Origin of the sequence: Massilia violaceinigra (assembly GCF_002752675.1) — a bacterium.
Lineage (GTDB): Bacteria > Pseudomonadota > Gammaproteobacteria > Burkholderiales > Burkholderiaceae_D > Telluria_A > Telluria_A violaceinigra.
The window spans coordinates 808403-829281 of record NZ_CP024608.1; the positions used below are offsets into that span (position 1 = coordinate 808403).

Annotated in this window: 19 protein-coding genes and 2 pseudogenes; 11 read left to right on the top strand and 10 right to left on the bottom strand. The window is 62.9% G+C overall.

Annotation, left to right across the window (positions count from 1 at the left end; translation table 11 throughout):
- Positions 1-138 precede the first annotated feature (138 nt).
- From tnpA to CR152_RS03790, 4 genes and pseudogenes are all read left to right on the top strand, one after another.
- A complete protein-coding gene (gene tnpA, locus CR152_RS03775; RefSeq protein ID WP_099873747.1) occupies positions 139-432 on the top strand; it encodes an IS66 family insertion sequence element accessory protein TnpA in 294 nt (97 codons plus the stop codon).
- Positions 402-773, top strand: a complete 372-nt coding sequence (tnpB, locus tag CR152_RS03780; RefSeq protein ID WP_208640063.1) for an IS66 family insertion sequence element accessory protein TnpB — start codon at positions 402-404, stop codon at positions 771-773. Before tnpA ends, tnpB begins: the two co-directional genes overlap by 31 nt.
- Before the next feature lie 55 nt (positions 774-828).
- Positions 829-2348 (top strand): annotated as a pseudogene (tnpC, locus tag CR152_RS03785) (IS66 family transposase).
- Between the two features lie 478 nt (positions 2349-2826).
- Positions 2827-3663, top strand: a complete 837-nt coding sequence (locus CR152_RS03790) for an N-acyl homoserine lactonase family protein (protein ID WP_157778313.1) — start codon at positions 2827-2829, stop codon at positions 3661-3663.
- 523 nt (positions 3664-4186) lie between these two features.
- On the opposite strand, the gene CR152_RS03795 is transcribed toward CR152_RS03790, so the two are convergent.
- Positions 4187-4984 carry a hypothetical protein gene (locus tag CR152_RS03795; RefSeq protein ID WP_099873750.1) on the bottom strand — a complete coding sequence of 266 codons (798 nt, stop codon included), beginning with the start codon at positions 4982-4984 and terminating at the stop codon, positions 4187-4189.
- Between the two features lie 417 nt (positions 4985-5401).
- Between CR152_RS03795 and CR152_RS03800 the strand changes: the two genes are divergently transcribed.
- The 5 genes from CR152_RS03800 (at position 5402) to CR152_RS03820 (ending at position 10440) form a co-directional block, all read left to right on the top strand.
- Entirely contained in the window at positions 5402-8185 is a 2784-nt protein-coding gene (locus CR152_RS03800; RefSeq protein WP_099873751.1) for an exo-rhamnogalacturonan lyase family protein, read from the top strand.
- A 123-nt stretch (positions 8186-8308) separates the two neighbouring features.
- Positions 8309-8854: a hypothetical protein gene (locus CR152_RS03805; protein ID WP_099873752.1), complete on the top strand. Its 546-nt coding sequence runs from the start codon at positions 8309-8311 to the stop codon at positions 8852-8854.
- Positions 8851-9273: a hypothetical protein gene (locus CR152_RS03810; RefSeq protein WP_099873753.1), complete on the top strand. Its 423-nt coding sequence runs from the start codon at positions 8851-8853 to the stop codon at positions 9271-9273. The genes CR152_RS03805 and CR152_RS03810 overlap by 4 nt, the downstream gene beginning before the upstream one ends.
- A gap of 53 nt (positions 9274-9326) precedes the next feature.
- On the top strand, positions 9327-9722 hold the full coding sequence (locus tag CR152_RS03815) for a hypothetical protein (RefSeq protein WP_099873754.1): 396 nt from the start codon (positions 9327-9329) through the stop codon (positions 9720-9722).
- Positions 9723-9765: 43 nt separating this feature from the next.
- The gene (locus CR152_RS03820; protein ID WP_099873755.1) at positions 9766-10440 is read left to right on the top strand and encodes an alpha/beta fold hydrolase; all 675 of its coding nucleotides are present in this window, start codon (positions 9766-9768) and stop codon (positions 10438-10440) included.
- Here the strand turns inward: CR152_RS03820 and CR152_RS03825 are convergent.
- From CR152_RS03825 to CR152_RS03860, 8 genes are all read right to left on the bottom strand, one after another.
- Positions 10397-10963: a chalcone isomerase family protein gene (locus tag CR152_RS03825; protein WP_099873756.1), complete on the bottom strand. Its 567-nt coding sequence runs from the start codon at positions 10961-10963 to the stop codon at positions 10397-10399. The two genes, CR152_RS03820 and CR152_RS03825, sit on opposite strands and share 44 nt — an antisense overlap.
- A gap of 2 nt (positions 10964-10965) precedes the next feature.
- Complete coding sequence (locus CR152_RS03830) at positions 10966-12150, bottom strand: alpha/beta hydrolase family protein (protein ID WP_099873757.1); 1185 nt, start codon at positions 12148-12150, stop codon at positions 10966-10968.
- Entirely contained in the window at positions 12137-13360 is a 1224-nt protein-coding gene (locus CR152_RS03835; RefSeq protein WP_099873758.1) for an adenine nucleotide alpha hydrolase family protein, read from the bottom strand. The genes CR152_RS03830 and CR152_RS03835 overlap by 14 nt, the downstream gene beginning before the upstream one ends.
- Before the next feature lie 64 nt (positions 13361-13424).
- Complete coding sequence (locus CR152_RS03840) at positions 13425-14639, bottom strand: hypothetical protein (protein ID WP_157778314.1); 1215 nt, start codon at positions 14637-14639, stop codon at positions 13425-13427.
- A gap of 65 nt (positions 14640-14704) precedes the next feature.
- Complete coding sequence (locus tag CR152_RS03845) at positions 14705-16423, bottom strand: CocE/NonD family hydrolase (RefSeq protein ID WP_099873760.1); 1719 nt, start codon at positions 16421-16423, stop codon at positions 14705-14707.
- Positions 16424-16567: 144 nt separating this feature from the next.
- Entirely contained in the window at positions 16568-17731 is a 1164-nt protein-coding gene (locus CR152_RS03850; RefSeq protein ID WP_229413768.1) for an ABC transporter permease, read from the bottom strand.
- Complete coding sequence (locus CR152_RS03855) at positions 17731-18654, bottom strand: ABC transporter ATP-binding protein (protein ID WP_099873761.1); 924 nt, start codon at positions 18652-18654, stop codon at positions 17731-17733. The genes CR152_RS03850 and CR152_RS03855 overlap by 1 nt, the downstream gene beginning before the upstream one ends.
- A complete protein-coding gene (locus tag CR152_RS03860; RefSeq protein ID WP_208640064.1) occupies positions 18651-19613 on the bottom strand; it encodes an HlyD family secretion protein in 963 nt (320 codons plus the stop codon). Before CR152_RS03860 ends, CR152_RS03855 begins: the two co-directional genes overlap by 4 nt.
- Positions 19614-19826: 213 nt before the next feature.
- Between CR152_RS03860 and CR152_RS03865 the strand changes: the two genes are divergently transcribed.
- Positions 19827-20408 (top strand): L,D-transpeptidase family protein, encoded by a 582-nt coding sequence (locus CR152_RS03865; protein ID WP_208640065.1) that lies wholly within the window; start codon positions 19827-19829, stop codon positions 20406-20408.
- Here the strand turns inward: CR152_RS03865 and CR152_RS32665 are convergent.
- On the bottom strand, positions 20405-20575 hold the full coding sequence (locus tag CR152_RS32665; protein ID WP_157778315.1) for a type 2 periplasmic-binding domain-containing protein: 171 nt from the start codon (positions 20573-20575) through the stop codon (positions 20405-20407). The genes CR152_RS03865 and CR152_RS32665 overlap by 4 nt on opposite strands.
- Positions 20576-20726: 151 nt before the next feature.
- On the opposite strand from CR152_RS32665, the pseudogene CR152_RS33995 reads away from it, so the two are divergent.
- A pseudogene (locus CR152_RS33995) lies at positions 20727-20846 on the top strand (LysR family transcriptional regulator); the annotation flags it as partial.
- Positions 20847-20879 lie beyond the last annotated feature (33 nt).

The window sequence follows — 20879 nt, forward strand, 5'->3', positions numbered from 1 at the left end:
GGGGCCCTTTCACCACAGACGATCGTAAGCGGTAAGCGTCCGGCCCCTCCACCTATGAATGTAAGCGTCCGGCCCCTCCACCTATGAATTCCTGATCGCCCAAGCCAAACTATCCGCTCATTCTTTCAGGAGGTGATAGTGTCAAATTCGGAACGTGAGAAGGTATGGGAAGAGCGCGTCGCGCAGTGGCAGGCCAGCGGCCTTTCGCAGCGGGCCTACGCAATCGAGCAAGGCTTTCCGGTACGCCAGGTTGGCTACTGGGTACGGCGTTTGACCAAGCGGGAAGCGATGCCTACACTGCTCCCGGTGCGGGTGGCACAGGCGGGTCCGGTGGCGGTTGCGATCAGCTTGCGCAACGAGCACGGTTGGACCTTGAGCTTGCCGACCGATATGCGGGCCAGTTGGCTGGCGGAATTGATGCGTGCGTTGTGATGCAGCTGTCGGCCGATACGATCTGGCTGGCGACGGCGGCGGTGGACATGCGCACGGGCATCGACGGACTCTCCCTGCACGTGCAGCAGGCGTTAGGGCGAGCGCCGTGCGACGGCACGGCCTACGTGTTTGCCAATCGCCGCCGGACGCGCATGAAGCTGGTGTGCTGGGACGGCACCGGCGTCTGGATGTGCTTGCGCCGGCTGCACCGTGGCCAGTTCGTCTGGCCGCAGGCAGACGAGGCAAGTTGGCAGATGAGTGCCGAGCAATGGCAGTGGTTGGTGGCCGGTGTGGACTGGCAGCGCTTGTCGGCCACAGCGCCGGTGCAGTGGCGCCTGTGAGGACGTAAACTGTTTCGCTTGTAACCATTATCCATGCTCGGTAAACTACCGAGCCATGGATCTGCTTAACGAACTTGCCCTCACTAACATCGACCCAGCTATGCTGGCGCAGGTGCGGGCCTTGTTCGAACAGCAGCGGACGAAGCTGGCCGAGAACGACTTTAAGATCAAGGCGCTGACGTTCGAGCTGGCCTATTACAAACGGGTCCGCTTCGGCAAGGCCAGCGAAGCGCTGGTCGGCGAACAGCGCATGCTATTTGACGAGGCAGTCGATATGGACCTCGCCGCCATCGACGAGGAACTCCACAGTCAGGCGCCGACCAAGCAAGCGCGCAAGCGTGCCGGCCGTCAGCCACTGCCGCCGGAACTGCCGCGCATCGAGCACCGCCATGAGCCGGAATCGTGCCAGTGCGGGCAATGCGGCGCAGGCCTGGTCAAGATCGGCGAGGACGTCAGCGAACAGCTGGACGTGGAACCGGCGCGCTTCTTCGTGCATCGCCATATCAGGCCGCAGTACGCCTGCAGGCCTTGCGAAACGGTGACGGCAGCGCCAATCCCGTCGGCCGTCATCGACGGCGGCCTGGCTGCAGTCGGTCTGCTGGCGTGGATCGCCGTCTGCAAGTACTTGGACCATCTGCCGCTATACCGGATCGAACAGATCGCCGCGCGCCAGGGCGTGCCGCTGGCACGCTCTACGCTGGGCGAATGGATCGGCCGCATCGGCGTGGCCCTGCAGCCGCTGGCCGACCGGCTGGCCGAACTGCTCAGGGAGCGAAGTTGCCTGCATGCTGACGAAACACCAGTACGCCAGCTTGATCCCGGCAGCGGCAAGACCAAGCACGCCTATCTGTGGGCCTACCGTTCGAACGCGCTCGACGACGGGCCGTCAGTGGTCGTGTTTGACTACCGGACGAGTCGTGCTGGCGCGCATGCGCGCGCCTTCCTGCAGGACTGGCGCGGTCACCTGATGGTCGACGACTACGCCGGCTACAAGGCAATGTTTGCCACGGGTCCGACCGAACTCGCATGCCTGGCCCACATCCGCCGCAAGTTCTTCGACGTGCACGCCGCCAGCGGCAGTCCGGTGGCTGAGGAAGCGTTGCGCCGTATCGCCCAGCTGTACGCCATCGAGCAGCAGACAAAAGGCATGACGTCGTCGCAGCGCCTCGCCTTGCGCGAGCAGCATGCCATCCCGGCCTTGGCCGAGATGCATACCTGGTTACTGACTACGCAGCGCAGCGTCGCCGCCGGCAGCGGCACTGCCAAGGCCATTGAACATGCCCTCAAACGCTGGCCAGCGCTGCAGCGCTACGCCAGTTCGGGCAGCCTGCCCATCGATAACAACCCGGTCGAGAACGCGATACGGCCGATCGCTATCGGCAAGAAGAACTGGCTGTTTGCCGGGTCGGAACGGGCCGGCGCCGCGCCGCTGCCATCCAAAGCCTGTTCGCGACCGCCAAACTGAATGGACTCGATCCTGCGCGCTGGCTAGCCGACACACTTGAAAAACTTCCAACCTGCCCGAACAGCAGGATCGACTCGCTGCTACCGTTCGCAAACTCTACACAGGCCTAAGCGCTTACGGAAGGTGGGGCCGCTGGCTGCTTACAGACGATCGCCTTACCGCTTACCTGCTTTCAAAAAACACTTACGAAACAATGCTGGAAAGGCTGGATGATCTCGAGGATCAGCTTTGGACGTTTCACGCGGTGGCCGCGCGCAAGGAAGGCTTCGCCAAGGTGGAAAAGGTGCAAATGCTTCTTCGCAGCGTTAGGGATAGCGAAAGTGAAAACGATAGAGCGTAAGCGGAATATTTACCCCACCTTCCATTCCTGATCGCAGGTAAACAAACTGGCGGCACCAACAACAGAAGGAGTCGCAACAATGCAAGGAGAATCGAACCAGCATCTAATGTGCCCACTCCCATTATGTGGCCGCAACCCCGAGCACCGCCTGCTCTGGCGCGGCCCTCCACATAATGGGAGTGGGCACATTATGTTCACAACGGCGTGCCAGTTCTGTATTATCCTTGTCAAAATTACAAAGGAGAATTATGAGACTGTGCTTCCGCCTGTTTGCCTTGACAGCGTTTTTCCTTCCGATTGCCGCTGCGGCGGCGAACACGCCGTTGCGCTTGTATGTGCTCGATTGCGGCACGCTGGCCGTGGCCGACCTGGCTGCCATTGACCCGGTGGCTGGCAAGGGCAAAAGCAAGACCCTGGCCGACGCCTGCTACCTGGTGGTCCATCCGAAAGGTACCTTGGTCTGGGACACGGGCCTGGGCGATGAGCTGGCCGCCAAGCCGGAAGGCGTGCAGGCCGCGCCCGGTTTCCATATGAGCATGAAGAAGAGCGTCGCGGCGCAATTCAAGGAGATCGGCGTGGCGCCGGACAGTGTCCGCTACCTGGGGCTGTCGCATATGCATGGTGACCATATCGGCAATGTGAGCTTGTTCCCCCATTCAACCCTGCTGATGCAGAAGGAAGAATACGCAGCCGCATTCGGCCCGCGCGCCGCCAGTTTCGGCAATGATCCATCGGCCTATCCGACGCTGGCGCGCAACCCTGTGACCAAGCTCAATGGCGACCACGATGTGTTCGGTGATGGGAGCGTACTGATTAAACGCGCGCCGGGCCACACGCCGGGCCACCAGGTATTGTTCCTGCAGCTGCCAAACACGGGCAAGGTGCTGCTGTCCGGCGATATGACGGTCTACGAGAGCCATTGGCACAGCCGCACCGTGCCGACTTTTAACTTCGACAAACCCGCGTCGCGCCGGACGATGGCGCACATGGCGCGCTTCCTCAAGGCGAATCAGGCCAAGCTGTGGATACAGCACGATTTTGAACAAAACGCGACGCTGCGGCGTGCGCCTGCTTACTACGACTGATTTCGCTCTGCCAGCGCAGGGGCGGCAAACGGACATTTGAGGCCTTTGACGAACGTGAAATGGTCCCGAACATCGTTTCGCCCCATCTGCCCCTTCGCTCTCTGAGGGGCCTAAGGACGGGCCCGCTGGACGGTCAGCGCCCATACCCATCATTGTCTGCTTCAGCTCGCGATAGCTGGTCTCGATCTGCCAACGGCTGGTGTGGCCGGCAGCGATGTCGGCGGCTGTGTAGCGTTTGCAGAGATAGCGGTTCGCGTTCGCGCCACAGTCCTTCGGCGCGGAAGAAGCGCCGAACCGACGCGTACGAGGGCAGGCCGCCCGGTGCGGTGACGAGCTTGAGCCAAGCCCAATAGGCTAGCTGGTGGCGCAGTTAGCCGCCAGTTTGTTTGCCTGCGATCAGGAATGGAAGGTGGGGTAAATATCCCGCTTACGATAGAGCTAAGTAAGCTGCCGACGCTGGCAGTGCGCCGACAGTAATTGCGCAATTACTCAAGCCAGCCGCGCGACCATTGGTGCTGCTTCCTCACAGCACGGACTTGGCCCACCCATCCCACAAGCTGCCCAATTTCCCCAAGTTGCCCGTTGCCTGCATTGCCGTGGAATCCGGCGTACCCAGCGCGTCTTCGACCGCTTGCAACCCCAGCTCTTCCGCAAGCCGGCAGGCTTGCACACCTGCGGCCAGGCGTTCTTCCTTGCGGGCGAAATCATTGAAGCGCAGGCGGTCATGTTTGCCGAAATAGGCAAACCGGATCACCGGACGCCTGGCCAGCCAGGCAATCAGCGGCCAGTCGAAGCTGGCGAAGGCTTCCTCCACGCCGGGTACGACAATATGGTCCTGCTCCCACTCGATCAGGGCGTGGAACAACTGTTCGCGCTTGTTACGCGGATACTCGGTACCGGCCTCGCAGGACGCATGGCAGTCGACCAGCAAATCGGTGAAACGCTCACCGATCACCGAGCGGATGAAGGCGCTGCCGCCATGCTGTCTGGTGTAGTAGAAAATGGCATACGATTCGGCGCAGACCTGGCGGTTGATGCTGCGAAAGCGGTCCACAAACGCGGCAACCGCCGCAAGCTTCTGAGCGCGCATGCCGGGCATGCACAGCCACGGCAGCGAGGCGATGCGCGCGCCCAGCATTCCCAGCTTGAAATAGCCTGACGCCCACAAGGTGCCGTGCGCCGCGATCAAGGCGAACATCAAGCGCTTGCCGGAATCCTGGTAGACGCGCTGATACAGCCTGACGCGCCGCTGCAGATCGTTCGCGTGGCCCGCCAGCGCATAGCCTTCGGTCCTGAATTTCTCGTACGCTGCTGCTGTCATTGTGTCCTCGCCTGCTGATAAGTTTGCCGTACTCATCTATATGCAAGCGCCATGCCACTCGCCCAACTCTCTCAAGTACCTGATTTTTAAGACATTCATGCCAGCAGCCGCGCCCCGTCTGTCAACTTCATGTACAGCAAGCAGCCGGCAGGTATCAACGATGCTTACACCAGCCCGGCGATCGCACATCGCGATGTCCCCCAAGCGAGGGATGGATTCGCCGGCACGGCACTGCACTGCGATCCCGAAGTCAGGCGGTATGCCGGGACTCACATTACCAATAAAAAATTGCTATTTTGTATACTCGTAAATACAATGATCGCTGCCTGTGTGCCCACAATGATGCTGATCCATATCATCTCGGGCCCCGATTTTCGCCGCTTGTTCCTCAAGGAACAGTATTTCAGGAGGTCCCGAATGCCATACCGATCACTCCGCCAACGCGTCCATGCGCTGTCGACCCAATCCGCCGCCATTGCCGCTGTGCTGATGCTGGCCTGTGCTCCCCAGTCTGCTGTTGCTGCGGGGCCCTTTCCCGGCGCCGCCGACCGCTATCTTCCGCTGACCTTGAACGCCGGACCGGCGGCATCGTCGGTACCGCTGCGTACCGGCATTCCCTTTCCCATCGGTACCTTGAAATCGGTCGCCAACCTGCGCCTGGACACTGGCGATGGCAGCAGGGAAGTTGATGCCCAGTTCGACGCGCTCGCCACCTGGCCGGACGGCTCGGTCAAGGTCGCCTTGTTGAACGTGGTCGCCGACGTCGGCAATGCCACCAGCTTTCGCGTCGCCTATGGCCCGGGCGTGAGTCGCAAGCCGCTGGCGCGTCCGCTGTCCGTTACCGGCGCCGCGGGCGCCGACCTCACGGTGGACACCGGCCCGCTGAAGTTCGTGCTCAACAGGCAGGGAATGATCGGCGCCCTGTGGCGCGACGCGGATGGCAACGGCCGCTTCGACAGCGATGAACACGTCATCGATGGCGGCGACCTGGTCATGCTCAATGCCTTCGATAACCGTGACTACACGGCGTCCGGTGCGCGCGATGCCGTTGTCAGCGTCGAGGAAATCGGTCCGGTGCGCGTGGTGCTGAAGGCCCAGGGATCGCTGACGGACGCCAGCGGCACGGTCCTGATGAAATACCTGGTGCGCTATTACGCCAGCCGCGGATCCGACAAGGTCGACATCGAAACCACGGTCATCGACGACCGCCTCGAACCGAACGTCGAGCTGCGCGCACCGGCCCTGGCGATCGCGGCGAAAGCGCTGCGCATGCGCTGGAACTACCGCTCTGACAGCGCCGCCGGCTACCGTTTCGGCGGCGACAATGGCAGCGTCTATGCGGGCACGGTGCGTGGCGAACACTATCTTTCGCAAGCCGGCAAGTTCACCGCAAGGACCGATGCCACAAGCGAACTGAAAAATTCCTACGAATTCGGCTACAGCGGCGTCGGTAGCGGGTCGAAGGCGCCCGGCTGGGTCGCCGTCGATACCGGCAAACGCCACATGATGCTCATGGTCCGGGACTTCTGGCAGCAGTTTCCGAATGAACTCAACATCAACGGCAACGTGATCACTGCCGCCTTGTTCCCCGAACGCTCGGTCGGCGCAGCGGCCGACCTGGCCATGCCGGCCCAGTCCGGGGACGTCTACAAGCGTCCGAACACCTTGTATTTCCACCGCCAGGGCGGCGCCAAGACCTACCAGCTGCGCCTGGCGTTCGGCGATGCCGCCGCAGCGAGCACGGTACTGGCCAGCATGAACGACAGCTACCAGCGCCACAGCATCGACCTGCTGGCCGAGCGCGCGTGGTACGCGCAATCGCGTGTCTTCGGCGAGATTGACGTCGGCTCGCCGTCCACTGCCACGACCGGCTACGACGCCAGCCTGATGCGCGATATCTACCTGCCGAGTTTTAATCATCCGCCCGAAGCCGGCAAGGTCGGTAACAGTTATGGCTGGCATGATTTCGGCGCCCGACGGCGTCCGGGTTGGACCCGCGTGGAAAACGGCGTGCGCATTCCGGGGTTTTACAACGATACGCATGTCGGCTCGAACAACTTCTTCAAACAATTCCTGCGCACGGGCGACCAGCGCTGGTTCGGCATGGCCGATATCGCGACCCGCAATTTCATGGACATCGGCGTGCATCACGGCCCGCGTTCAGGCTATTGGAACGGCCATATGGGCGGCCGGCAGCAACCGGCCGGCGAGCTCAATTCCGAAATGCACGATACTGCGGACACGGACGGCCGCAGCCTGCACTGGGGGCATGCCCACGTCAGCGGCCTGAGCGATCTGTACTTGCTCACTGGCGACAAGCGTGCACGCGACGTGCTGGAAGAAATCGCCGGGTGGTGGAAGGCGGTCACGCCGCATTTCTTCAAGCTGCCCTTCAGCGCCGGCAGCGAATACAGCCTGCCCGGCAAGGCCGGCAACTACAAGCCCGCGCTGTACCGCGAAGCGGAGCGCGATTTCGGCTGGCCGCTGTACGTGATGAACGAATACGTGCGCGTTACCGGCAACAGCGACTGCCATCGCAGCGTCTCGGCCCATCTTGCCAATTATCTGGTTCAGTGGTGGCAGACGCCCTTGTGGAACATCGGCTTCAATCCCGCGACAGGCGTTGCCTCGAACGCGGTGATCGGCCTGAACGATGCCCGCAACGGCACCGGTTACTGGACGATGAGCAAAATGGACAATCACGAAGGCTCGATCGCCACCGGCACCAATCCGTGGATGGCGGGCGCACTGATCAGCAGCGTGATCCAGTTCTACGAACAGGACAAGCAGTTCGCCGCAGTGGGCAAAGCATCGGGCGTACGTCACGACCAGCTGAAGGATATGCTGTTCCAGGGCATGAACTATGTCGTCAAGCACGGTTACGACAAGACCAACCAAGCCTTCTACTATTCCGAGATGCGGCGCGTTCCACGCAGCGGCGGCGCCGACCACGACCACCATATCGTGTACGGGCTGGCGTATCTGGACAGGCTGTACAAACAGGAGCTGGCCGCAGGGCGTATCGCCCATCCGCAGTGGTACGACACCCAGCCGCTGTGGGGCACCATGGCCACGCGTACCTACCAGCAGCTCAAGAACAAGCCGGCCGGGAAGGGCAGCCAGTCCTCGGGATTCTACGGCTATGAGATGATTTATCCGGTGGACTTCTTTCAAATCATGGGAGCCAGCGCCGTACGGTAAGCTCTCGCTAGACCGGCTTGCCTTCTCCATCAACCCAATGCTAAGGTGCGCCGTATTGTTCCAATAACACTCACAAAGTAACGGCCTACTTTTACGCGTGAAACATTCCACAGGACGCATGTCATGTATCAGCTCGCACTGCATCAGAAAGAACGCAATCTCGTCTCGGTCGATCGCAGTGGGATTGATGATCAAGCCATTCAAGGTTTTGTTCTCGGATCATCGGACGATCTGCTGCTGCTTCAATACGTCTACGACTTCAATCTTGATGGATTGATGGTGTTCAGAATCGCCGACATTACGGGCGTCGAGTGCTCCGGCACATGCAAGTTCCAACGCGAGCTGCTTGCACACGAAGGGTTGGTAGAGCAGGTGCCGTTCGATCTTCGCCTTGATCTGCGCAACTGGAAAACGCTGATTACGCAATTGTCCGCTATGTATCCGCTAATGATTCTCGAGTGCGAAACGTTGGATGATCCGGACTTCGTGATCGGCTCAGTCGACGAGATCAGGTCAATGGAAGTCGCGATGCAGTGGTTTTCGGGAACCGGTCGTTGGGACGACGAGTTGGCAACGTTGACGTTCGGCGATATCACCTCGTGTCAGGTCGAGACAAATTACACCAAATTTTATCAACGCTATTTCGAGCGCACTGCGAACTGCCCATGACCGTGTTTCGCTTTCGCCTCCTGTTGTCCCTGTATATCGTCTTCGTGCTCGGAGAATTTGTCGCCGCCTGGTTTTTCGCTGACCTTGTGCCTCCCGCGCTAGCGGCGGTAGCTGACAGCGACCCGGAGAGCTGGTTCATTTCCAATCTGCCGCTCGCCTTTACGATATTCGTCCCTCTTTCCACCGCATATCTCGCAGGACTGGTCGGCATGTTCATGCTCAAGGCCTGGGGCCGCAGCTTCTCGTTATACGTGACGCTCGCTGGACTGGCCCTCACGCCCTTTATGGGAGCGACAGTGTCGTCGTGGCTCGATAATGTATTGTTGGAAGTATGCGCCATGCTGTGGGGAGCGGTGTTGGCGCTGGCGTATTACTCGCCGGTGAGCCGCGAATTTTCCAGACCACCGGAAGCACGGTGACGCTGCGCCCGCCGACATCGTTTATTACCGTAACGCCTCACTGAATCGTCGCCATGCCCCGTTTCGCCCGCCTCGCTCACTATCTGCTGATCGCCGTCTTCCTGTACGCCGCCGTGCGCTCGGTGCAGCGCTATCTCGATGACAAATCCAGCTTTTACGTGGAACTGATGTTATTGCTATTTCTCTGCGCCGGCATTGTCGGCCTTTACCGCCGCGTTGCCTGGGGACGTTTTTTCGCCTCATGTTTCAGCGTGGCGATTGCCTTCGCCGGCCCCCTCTCGATCATCGCGCTCGATGGCCCGCTGCCCCACGCGCCAGTCCTGCACGCGCTCCTCGGCGTCTCCACCTGGCTTACCTGGGCTTACATCGTTATCACAGCCACGCTCACGCTCTTGCCCTCAGTGCTGATCGGCATACGGCGCGACTGGTTCCGGGAGGTATGGTGGTAGCCATCATGCGGTCCACTCGCCGGCATCTGCAACAAAGGCCACCATGTCCACACCAAAAAAACTGATTTTCCTTCCCGGCGCCGGCGGCAATCCTGCCTTCTGGCAGCCGGCGTCCGATTTGCTGGCGCATCCGGCATCGCGCTGCCTGCTGGGCTGGCCCGGTTTTGGCGTGGCGCCGGCCGATCCCGGTATCGAAGGAATGGACGGGCTGGTCGCGCTGGTGCTCGATCAGATCGACCGTCCCTGCGCCCTGATCGCCCAGTCGATGGGCGGCGTCGTCGCCGTCCTGGCGGCCCTGAAGCGGCCGGATCTGGTCAGCCATCTGGTGCTGGCCGTCACGTCCGGCGGTGTCGACATGGCCGACCTGCGTGCGGAGGATTGGCGCAGCGCCTTCCTTGCGGCCAACCCGACTGTGCCGCGCTGGCTGACCGATTATCGGAGCGACCTCAGCGACGCCATCAAAACGCTGCGTGCGCCCACCTTGCTGCTGTGGGGCGACGCCGATACGATCAGTCCGGTGGCGGTCGGCGTCCGCCTGCACGGCTTGCTTCCTGAAAGCAGTCTGCACGTCATCGCTGGCGGCGGCCATGATCTGGCCAATCGGCTTGCCGCCACCGTCGCGCCGCTGATCGACGCGCATCTGGTATCGGCCAACAACGGTGCGCCTGGCGTGGTCAATCGGGAATGCCCAGCAAGCGCTGCTTCAACGCAGGGTTGACGGGCGCCGATCCCAGCCACACCCGCAGTAACTGTGCGGGAAATACGTCATCTTCGATACACCCGCGCACCACGCCATTGACGGTGAAGTGCACGCCGCCGGCACGCCAGTCAAAACGCAGAACGTCGCCACGGGCGAGCGGCGTGCCGCTGCCCAGCATGGCATCGATGGCGGCAATATGCGGCTGCGCCTGGCGAAATTCGTCGGCGCTGGTGTTGGCGCGCAGGCCTGCGCGCAGCCGCTCGGCAATCAGCGCGCCGCTCAGGCCAAAAAACCGGATGCGCATGACCAGCGACTTGTCGCCAGCGGAGGCCAGAATGGATGCGGCGTCCGTTTGTTTGGCCGGCAGATGCAGTTCGGCCGCATACAGGTCGACGAACGCCTTGCTGCTCACGCCCGCGCCATTGAGCACCAGCGGCGGCGCTGGCCCATCCACGCCAGCGCATCCCGGCACCTGCGTTTGCGCCTGGACCGTGCCGCACAGCGTCCAGGCCAGGCATCCCAAAGCGACACGCATCCGCATGGTCAGGCTCCCGCCGGTTCGACTTCGCGCGCGGCCAGCGCTTCGTCGAAGAACGCTGCCGTGTCGGCCCGCACTTGCGCCGCCTGGCCGGTGCAGCAATGGTCGCCCGTGGGATGCACCAGCAGGGAATGGCGCACGCCCGGATGCAGTTCATCGAGCCGGTCGAGCAGCCACTGCTTGTCGCTGGTCTTGACCAGCGGGTCCTTGTCGCCATGGACGATGCGTACCGGGCAGCTCACTTCCCTGAGCAGGTCGATGCTGTCGATGGCGAACGCGGTGTTGTTCTCCACGTGCTGGCTGGCCACGGGGCCCAGCACCTGGAACGATTTACTCTTCAGGAAGAAGGGAATCTTCATGAAGGTGCTCGCGTTGATTGGCCCGCCCAGATCGAGCACACCCTTGATGCGCTTGTCGCTGGCGGCCAGCTTGATGGCCCAGGTGCCGCCCCAGCTGATGCCGATCACGCCCACCCGCTGGCTGTCGCAGTCATGCTGCGCGCACAGCACGTCGATGGCGGCGCTGGTGAAGTCGTTGAAGTCCTCTGGCCACACGATCTCGTCGCAGAACAGGGCCTCGCCCTGGCCCGGACCGTCGAAGCAGAACACGGCATAGCCCCGTTCCTGCAGCGCGTTTTCGGTCGTCAGGTGCTCTTCCTTGGTGTCGTCCATGCCGTGAATGATCACTACCAGCGGGAACGGCCCGCTGCCGCTTTTGGGCAGATGCAGGTTGCCCCAGCAGGTCGCGCCCTTCCACGGCACGCCAACGCGCCGGTAGGACGCGCCGTGGGCCTGCTGTTCGGCGGCGATGTAATAGTCGCGCGAGAGGCGGTAGCAATAGCGCTTCTGAACGGTCAGCCCCAGGCAGCCCCACTGGCCCATGTGGCACAGGTAGGACAGGCGCCGCAGGGCGGTGATCCGCTCGCCCTGGGTACCGCTGGCCATGATGGCCTGCAGCTTGGCCTGCTCTTCGCCGATGATCTTGATGACCGCGTCAGGCCAGTCGTTGATGGTGTTGATACTGCCCAGGAATTTGCTGATGGTCTCCTCGCCGATCAGCGAGGCGCGCCAGCGGTTCCAGAACGGCAGCATGATGTTCTTGACGCCGACAATGGCCGACAAGCCCCGTACGGCCTTGCTCGCGACCCGGTCCATCAGCGAGTAGTATTCGCTGTTCTCAATGTTCGCCATGGTTTTTCACCTTCTTGATGTCAAATTCGCTCATTTCGGATTCGCTCAGGCCGATCAGTGTGGCGCCCAGGTAAACCGCGTCGTCGTCGAGGGCCGGCTCCAGTGTCGCCACCGCGGGCGGCGCGCTGTTGCCCATGCGCCGTTCGTGCGCCTCGATGACCTGGTACAGGTCGAAGCCGAAGCGGGTGCGCATGACCTTGCGGCCCAGTTCATTCATCATGCAGTTGGTGCTGCAGGCGCCCGTATTCTTCGGCATCTCCCAGCCCGCTTCCTCCAGCATCCGGATCTGGTCGTCGAATTCCGGCTTCTTGACGAATTCATAGAAAGGGATGAGCACCGTGTCGCAGGCGCCGTTGGCCAGGATGCCGGCCGCTTCGGGGTGGGTCTCTTGCGCATGGTTCCTGAACGGCGTGACGAACTTGCGCACCAGCGCGTCCAGGCGCGGCAAGCCCTGTCCGGCCAACGCCGGTTTGCCGTTCAGGTCGAGCCGGTTCTGCCCTTCCTGGGTGCCGATGAAGCACAGGGGGATATGATGGGTTTCGCAAAAGCGCGTCGAGGCGGCGGCAATGGCGGCAAAACACGGCATGCACGCCGAACCATAGGTCATCACCGCGCGCGTGAGCTCCACGTTCGCCGACGACTTTCCGACCTTGAAGCCAGTCCGGAACAGGGTATCCATCGATGTGCGCTGCGGACGTTCGATCACCAGTGTGACGCCCAGCTTGTCGCACAGGCGCTGGGCATTGGCGATCGCCGTGGCCGACTGGTAGCCCTGGTCCAGCATCCAGGCGCATACCCGCAGGCCCCTTTCGGCCAGCTTGATGAGCATGTACGACGAATCCTTGCCGCCGCTATAGAGCACCAGCGCGTCGTAGTCCGACTCGGTGCGCCTGCGCGGCAGGCTCCCGACCAGGGTGGCCAGCACCTGCACCTTGGACGGGATCGCCACCTTGGCCAGGTTGACCATGCGGGCCAGCGCGCGCTTGCCGTCGCTGCCTGTCTTATAGATGTTGAGCAGCATGTCGAGCACCCAGGTGTTATCGGCGCTGTCGCGGTAGGTGCCGGTGGCGGCCGTGGCCGGGTCGGCGCAATAGGAACACAGCTGCGCATGCTGCGCCAGCGCTTGCGGCGCGCCGACGGTGAAACGGTCATATTCGTGGGGCATGCCGCACTGGCTGCAGAATTGCTCGCTACGGTGGTTTGACGTCATGGGGTGTTCCGCATCAATGGGGGAAGGGGCGGGGTGGGACGGGCAAAGCGCCCGGGCCGTCATCTCAGGCGGAGAAGTGCTTGCGGATCTCGTCGATAGGCAGCTTGTGGTTGCCGCACTGGAGCGCGGGCACCTTCAGGCCACACTTGCCGAACGCCTCATCGTAGGCCAGCAGGTTGTCGATGCAGGGCTCGCCGATGGTCGGCGGCAGGTCCGGCGCCACCACGCGCAGCAGGCCTTCGGCCATGCATGACCACGAGGTGCTCGATTCGCCTGTCTCGTCCTGGTCGGCGAAGTCGAAGCTGAACCTGGAGCGGTAGCCGATGCTGCTGCAATCGATCAGGCCCGCTTCGCACGGCGCGATATCCTGGCGCGCATGCACGCGCGCCCAGGCCGACTGGCGCGACCAGCAGTACGGCTGGCTGTCGTCGATCAGCACGGTGCCCGGCGCTACCCGGTCGATGTCGATGATGTTGGCGGTGCTGACGGCGCTGATCACGAAGCGCGAGCGGTAGGCCGCGCTATCGATCGGCAGCGCCCCCGCCGGCGAGGTGAACTCCACCTCGACGCCAATGCCGCAATCGGCCTGCAGCTGTTCGGCATAACGCCTGACATGGTCGGCGCGGCTCGGCGTATCGACCAGCACGATGCGTGCGGGCCGCCGGCGCTGGCGCGCAAGCAGTTGGGTGAACGAGCCGCCGATGCTGCCCACGCCGATGACGGTCATGGTGGCCCTGGCGTGATCGATGCGCAGGTCGTCCAGCGCGCGCAGATAGGTGCGCAGCACGGAAACGGCCGTCATCGAGTGGCCGGTGGTGATCTGCAGGCCCAGCTCATTGGCCTTGACCAGCAGGCGACGCCCGTACAGCGACAGCGCGCCGGTCAGCCCACCCAGGCAAATCATTTTGGCGCCGGCCCTTGCCGCAATCTCCAGCGCCGTCTCTTCGAGCACCTTGCGGCAGTGCGCGCGGGTGCGCGGGTTGATCATTTCGTCGGCGTACATGGGCAGGAACAGGATGCCCGCGTTCAGGGTCGGCGTCTTGATGATTTCGCCGAACACGGGCATCAGGATGCGCGTGAGGGCGCGCCGGTCCTGCATGGTCAGATGTTCGCTCCACGGCAGCAGGCGTGGCAAATCGGTTTCGTCGCGCGGGTGGGTCAGCAGCACCACCTGAAGCTCCTCCTTGCTGTTGCTGGTTTTTTGATAGCTGACCCAGTCATCCATCGACGAGGCGCCAATCAGGCACATGTTTTCGCGTTCCAGTTCCATCAGTTCCACAGTATTCTCCGGTCAGGCTTGACTTCAGGGCTCTCGCGGCGGGCGAGGGTGTTTTCTTGCGTGCTTTATTGCTGCCGCAGCGGCAGTACCAGCGTCGATTCCAGGCCCCGGTCGAATACAAGCCTCATGCTGAAACGTTCGCCCGGGCGCACGGCCGGCGCGTACAGCGGATCGGCCGTATCGATCACGATGCCCAGGTGATGCCCGGCCGGGATGTCGTACGCGGCTGCCGACAGCTCGATCGGATAGCGCAGGGTCTGGCCCGGCACGGCCGCATGCACGCTGCGCGAACCGTAGGTAATCAGCCTGGCGATGCCGATCGCGTCGACGTCGTACAGATACGCCACCAGTTGCGCGCGCGCCTGCGATGGCGCCACCTGCACCGTCAGGCGCGGGACGCCGCGAATCTTCAGGGGCGCGGCCAGAGCGGCGCCTTCGTAGCGCACACCGGTGCTCAGGCCGACGCTCTGCATCATCGTGACGATGGGGATATCGTTGGCGGCGCGGATGCTGGCCAACAGCGGCAGCGGGCCCGTGGTGGCGGTGGTATCGGAAAAGTTATGGACAGTGTCGGCCGCACTGCTGCTGTTGCGCACGGCCGCCAGGCTGCCCTTGTCGCCCTTGCGGCAGAAGCAGGAAAAATCGAAGCGCAGCGCGCCGCGCGGCGTCAGGTGCCACGTCTGCTCCGCCACTTCCGGCGCCGGCCAGGTGCCGAACGACTCGCGCGCGTTGGCCGGACGCACCTGCATCGACACTTGCGGCTCGGTGTCTACACCGTTGCGCACGCCCTTGAGAAAACGGTCGAACCAGCGGCGCGCTTCGTCGTACGGGTAGTTGTCTTCACCCAGCAGCGCACCGGGAAATTCGGTCAAGGCATGGATGCCTTTATTGAGCAGCAGCTTTTTCGGCCCCGTCAGGGCGCTGAACATGGCCATGCTGGAATTAGCCGTGAACATATCGTCCTGGAGGTTCTTGCTGATGAAGACCGGCGCATTGCGCTGGTTGATCTGGGCGATGAACTGGGACGGCGAGCGCGGCGCGGCCCACGCGGCCACGTCGGCGATCTGCGCGCTGGTGCTATCCGGATCGTTCAGTATCCGCACCTGCTGATCGACGAGGGGATCGCGCCGGCCGGTGGCCGCGCCCAGCAGATTGAGCACGTTCGACCAGGTGTAGTTGGCGCTGCCGTCGAGGTACATCTGGTCCATCAATTGGCCCCAGCCGGAAAACGCGACCGCCGTCTTGAAGCGCGCATCCTGCGCCAGCGCCATCATCGACAGGCCGGCGCCGTACGAAATGCCGCTCACGCCGACGTTGTGCATGTCGACGGGGGTATTGGCCTGCAGCCAGTCGAGCACACTGGAGACGTCGCGCACGTCGGCCGGCGCGGCCACGCCAACGAGCCCTTCCGAATTGTGGAAGCCGCGCGCGGTGTAGCTGACCACGATGTAGCCGCCCTTGGCCAGGCGCTGCGCCTGTCCCATGTATTCGTACTGGCCGGGCGTGGCCCAGCTGCCTACCATCACGATGCCGGGCGATACCGCGCCGCCTTGCGCCCCATTGGGCAGGAACAGGCTGGCCATCAGCCTGGTGCCATCATGGCTGGTGATGGCGATTTCCGGGACCCAGCAAGTGCCGTCGACAGGAGAAATGATCGACGGCGAACTGAATGGGGACACATACCCGGCGATCTCGCCAGCGGCCGCGGGGCGGCACAGGCTCGCGTGAGCGGCCGGGGTACAGATGGCCATGGCCACCAGGGACAGCGATATGTAACGCGACATACGGGACTCCTGACATGGTCGAAAAATACCGGCGCTGGCGCCGGCGCCGGCGTTGATGTCGGCGTGCCTTCACAACCCGGCACGTCGATTTGCTGCCACACCGGCCAGGAATACCCTGTCCCGCCGCACCTGGTCACTGGCGATTCAGTCCAGGGTTTTATGAAACAGCATCAGGCCCATGGCCATGACCACGGCGATGAACGCCATCAGGGGCCAGATGTTGGGCCACAGCTCGATCCAGCCGTTGCCCTTCAACAGAATGCCGCGCGCGAGCCGCACGAAATGGGTCAGCGGCAGCGCTTCGCCCAGCGACTGGGCCCAGTGCGGCATGCCGCGAAACGGAAAGGCAAACCCCGACAGCAGAATCGAGGGCAGGAAAAAGAAGAACGTCATCTGCATCGCCTGCAGCTGGTTGCGGGCCAGCGAAGAAAACGTGATGCCCAGCGTCAGATTGGCGCCGATGAAAATCATGATCACCACGTACAGCTGCAGCACGCTGCCCACGAACGGCACGTGGAACACGAAGCGGGCGGCGGCGATCGTCAGCGTTGCCTGGATCAGGCCGATCATGATGTAGGGCGTGATTTTCCCCGTCATGATTTCCAGCGGCAGCGTGGGCGTGGCCAGCAGGTTTTCCATGGTGCCGCGCTCGCGTTCGCGCGTCATGGCCAGGCTGGTCATCAGCACCATGGTCATGGTCAGGATCACGCCCATCAGGCCGGGCACGATGTTGTACTGGGTGATGCCCTCTTCGTTGTAGAGGCGGTGCACGCGTACCTCGAACGGCGCGGCGCCGCCGTTCAGTTTGGACAGGGCGCCGCGCAAGTCCTTCTGCAGCACGTTGTGCGACAGCTGCGTGATGGCCGCCAGCGCATTGCTGGTCGACGCCGGATCGGTGGCGTCGGCCTGGATCAGCAGGGCCGGGCGCTCGCCGCGCATCAGCTTGCGGCTGAAATCGGGAGGAATGCTGACCACGAACTGCACCTTGCCGGCGGCCAGGGCGGCATCGGCCTGCGCTTCGCCGGCGATGTTGCGGTCGATGCTGAAGTAGCGCGTCTTCTCCATGCCGGCGATGAAGCTGCGGCTAAATTCCGACTGGTTCAGGTCGATAACGGCCGTGGGCAGGTTCCTCGGGTCGACATTGATGGCGAAGCCGAACAGCAGCAGCTGCACGATCGGGATGCCGATGATCATGCCGAAGGTCAGGCGGTCGCGCCGCAGCTGGATGAATTCCTTGAGCACGATGCCGTACCAGCGCAGCAGCGAAAAGCGCACCGGCAACGCGGACGGCGGGATCATGGTCTCCATCATGCGAAATTGTCCTCGGCACGCTTCATCAGGTAGATGAAGGTATCTTCCAGCCCCGTGGCGATCTGCTCGTAGCGGAACGCCATGCGGCCATGCAGCTCGGCCAGGGTGTGCGCCAGCGTGTCGCCCTGTTCGCCGATCACGTGCAGGCTGTTACCGAAAATGATGATCTGGTGGACGCCGGGGCTGCCCCGCAACGCCTGGGCCACGCCCGCCATTGCGCCGCCATGGAGCACCCAGGTGCTCAGGTCCTGGCTGGCGATGACCTCGTCCACGGTGCCCTGCACCAACAGCTTTCCGTAAGAGAGGTAGGCCAGCTTGTGGCAGCGCTCGGCCTCGTCCATGTAGTGGGTGCTGACCAGCACCGACACGCCCTGCGCGGCCAGCAGATGGATCTCTTCCCAGAAGTCGCGCCGGGCCTGCGGATCGACGCCGGCGGTGGGCTCGTCGAGCAGCAGCAGTTCGGGCTGGTGCAGCATGCAGGCGGCCAGCGCCACGCGCTGCTTCCAGCCGCCCGACAAGGCGCCGGCCAGCTGGTGGCTGCGCGAACCGAGGTTGAGCTGCTCCAGGGTGCGTTCGACGACGGCGCGGCGCTTGGGCATGCCGTAGATGCGCGCAATGAAATCGAGGTTTTCGCGGATGGTCAGGTCTTCCCACAGCGAGAAGCGCTGGGTCATGTAGCCGATGCGGCGCTTGACCTGCGCACTGTCGCGGATGACGTCGAACCCCAGGCAGGTGCCGCTGCCCGAATCGGGCGTCAGCAGGCCGCACATCATGCGGATCGACGTGGTCTTGCCGCTGCCGTTGGGGCCGAGGAAGCCAAAAATCTCGCCGGCATGCACCTGCATGCTCAGGTCCTTGACCACGTGCTTGTCGCCAAAGTGCTTGTTCAGCTGGCGCACGTCGATAACGCAGCGGTTCATCGTGGCATTCCGATGCGAATGGGTTGGCCCGGATGCAGGGTAAAGCCGTCGCGCGCATCGACGGGCAGCGCTTCGACCAGAAACACCAGCTTGGCCTGGGAATCCTTGCTGTAGATGACGGGCGGGGTGTATTCGGCCTGCGGCGAGATATAGTTGATGCGCGCGTCGACCTCCCGGGCGCAGCCATCGCACTGCACCTTGACCGTCTGCCCGACCTTGAGCGAGGCCAGCGCCGCGGTGCTGGCGAAGAAACGCACCTTGATGGCGCCGGGCGGCAGAATCGTGATCACCTGGTTGCCGCTGGCGATCCAGTCGCCTTCCGAATACAGGGTGTCGAATACCAGTCCGGCGCGGGTGGCCACGCCGCTCTTCTGGCGCAGCTGCCAGTCGGACTGGCGCAGCTGCGCCTTGGCGACGGCGATTTCAGCTTTCTGGATGCGCAGCTGGTCGACACGTCCACCCAGCTGGGAGGCCGTGAGCTGATGTTCCAGCTCGGCGATGCGGGCACGGTCGCGCAGGTTGTTGGCCTGCGCCGTTTCTTCCTGCACCCTGGAGACGAAGCCCTTGGCGACCAGCTCGCGGCTGGTATCGAGCTGCGTGGCGGAGATTTTTTCCATCGCCACCGACTGGGCCAGCTGCGAACGGGTGACGTCGAGTTCCTCGGACCGCTTGCCCTTCATCAGATCGTCCAGGTGGGCCTGGGCCGATTGCAGACGCTCCGCGGCCATCTTGCGGGCCGACGCTTCGTTTTCATCTTCGAGCGAAAACAGGGGCATTCCAGCTTCGATGTGCTGGCCGCGCCGCACATGCAGCTTGACCAGGGCGCCGGCAAACGGCGCCACCACCCGTACGAACTCACCCTCCACGTAACCGGTGAGCTGCGCCGGTCCGGTCTCGGAACAGGAAGTGAGCGCCATGCATACCAGCAACGCGCTCGACAGGCGGCGAAGATTCATCATGGGAAGCGGAAAAATAGTAGGGTGAGGTCGATCACGGTGCAGCTCCCGGTAGGGCAGGATCACTGACTTCCTGCAAGGCATAAAATTGAGTCTATGCAATGGAGGTGGGCGCCACATTGATTATGGGCAAGGTGAGCAACTGATGAGCAGGTCGATGGGATCTCGCCCCGCGCCGGTCACCACGTCGTATTTTTGCCACGCATGCTTGAACCAGTGCAAAATAGCCAGTTCGACAACTGCCTCTCGAACGCGTCGCAGTGCGACCAGTTCACTCCCATGCGCAACTACTTCTTTTTAGCCAGCTTCTTTTTCCTTCTGCTTACCAGTTTGCCGGTGTGGGCCGCGCAGATCACCGTATTCAAAGCGAAACGCATCCTCGAGTACAAGGCCGACGGCGTGAGCCGCACCTTCAAGATCGCGCTTGGCGCCTCCCCAACCGGACGCAAGCTGCGCCAGGGCGACCGCAAGACGCCCGAGGGAAGTTACGTCATCACGCACAAAAATCCGCAGAGCCAGTTCTATCTGTCGCTGGGCATCAGTTATCCCAATCTCGATGACGCCGCGCTGGGCCGCAAAGCCGGCGTGATCTCGGCCGCGCAGTACGCGGTGATCGAGGCGGCGATCAGGCAGGGCCGCACGCCATCCCAGCACACCCCGATGGGCGGCGATGTTTTCATCCACGGCAAAGGCGCTGGCAGCGACTGGACCTGGGGCTGCATCGCCCTCGACGACAAGCAGATGCGCGTGCTGTACGACCTCGTGCGCCCGGGCGACAAGATCAGCATTCGTCCTTAGCCCTGTTTCAGCTTGTCGATGAACCAGCGGCCGGCGCGGTCCGGCGGATTGTCCGCCAGGTGGATCGCATGCATTGAAAACCCCGGCCCGGCCGTCGCGAACACGTCCAGCTGAATCGGCACCAGCACACCGCTGCCGATGTCGGCCTCGACCATGTGCAGCGGCATGTGCCCTGCCGGAAGTAGATGAAAACGGCCCCGCGCAGAGCCAGTACCTGGCGCCGGCGCAAGTGCAGAGCCATGGTCCGGCCCGCGTCATCATCGGCAAGTACGGCAATGCAAGCAGCGGGATTCGTCCGCGCGCATCGATCAACTATCGATTCACCTGCTGAAAAACCTGGCCATGGCCGGTGGCCTACTGCAAGTGGTCGCCTTTGGCGCCGGTGCATACAGCCTGGAGTCGAAAGCCGCTGGCGCGATGGATCGTCAGCTTGCCTGATCGCGGTTTTGGCCGGTAGGAGCGTCGAGGTCG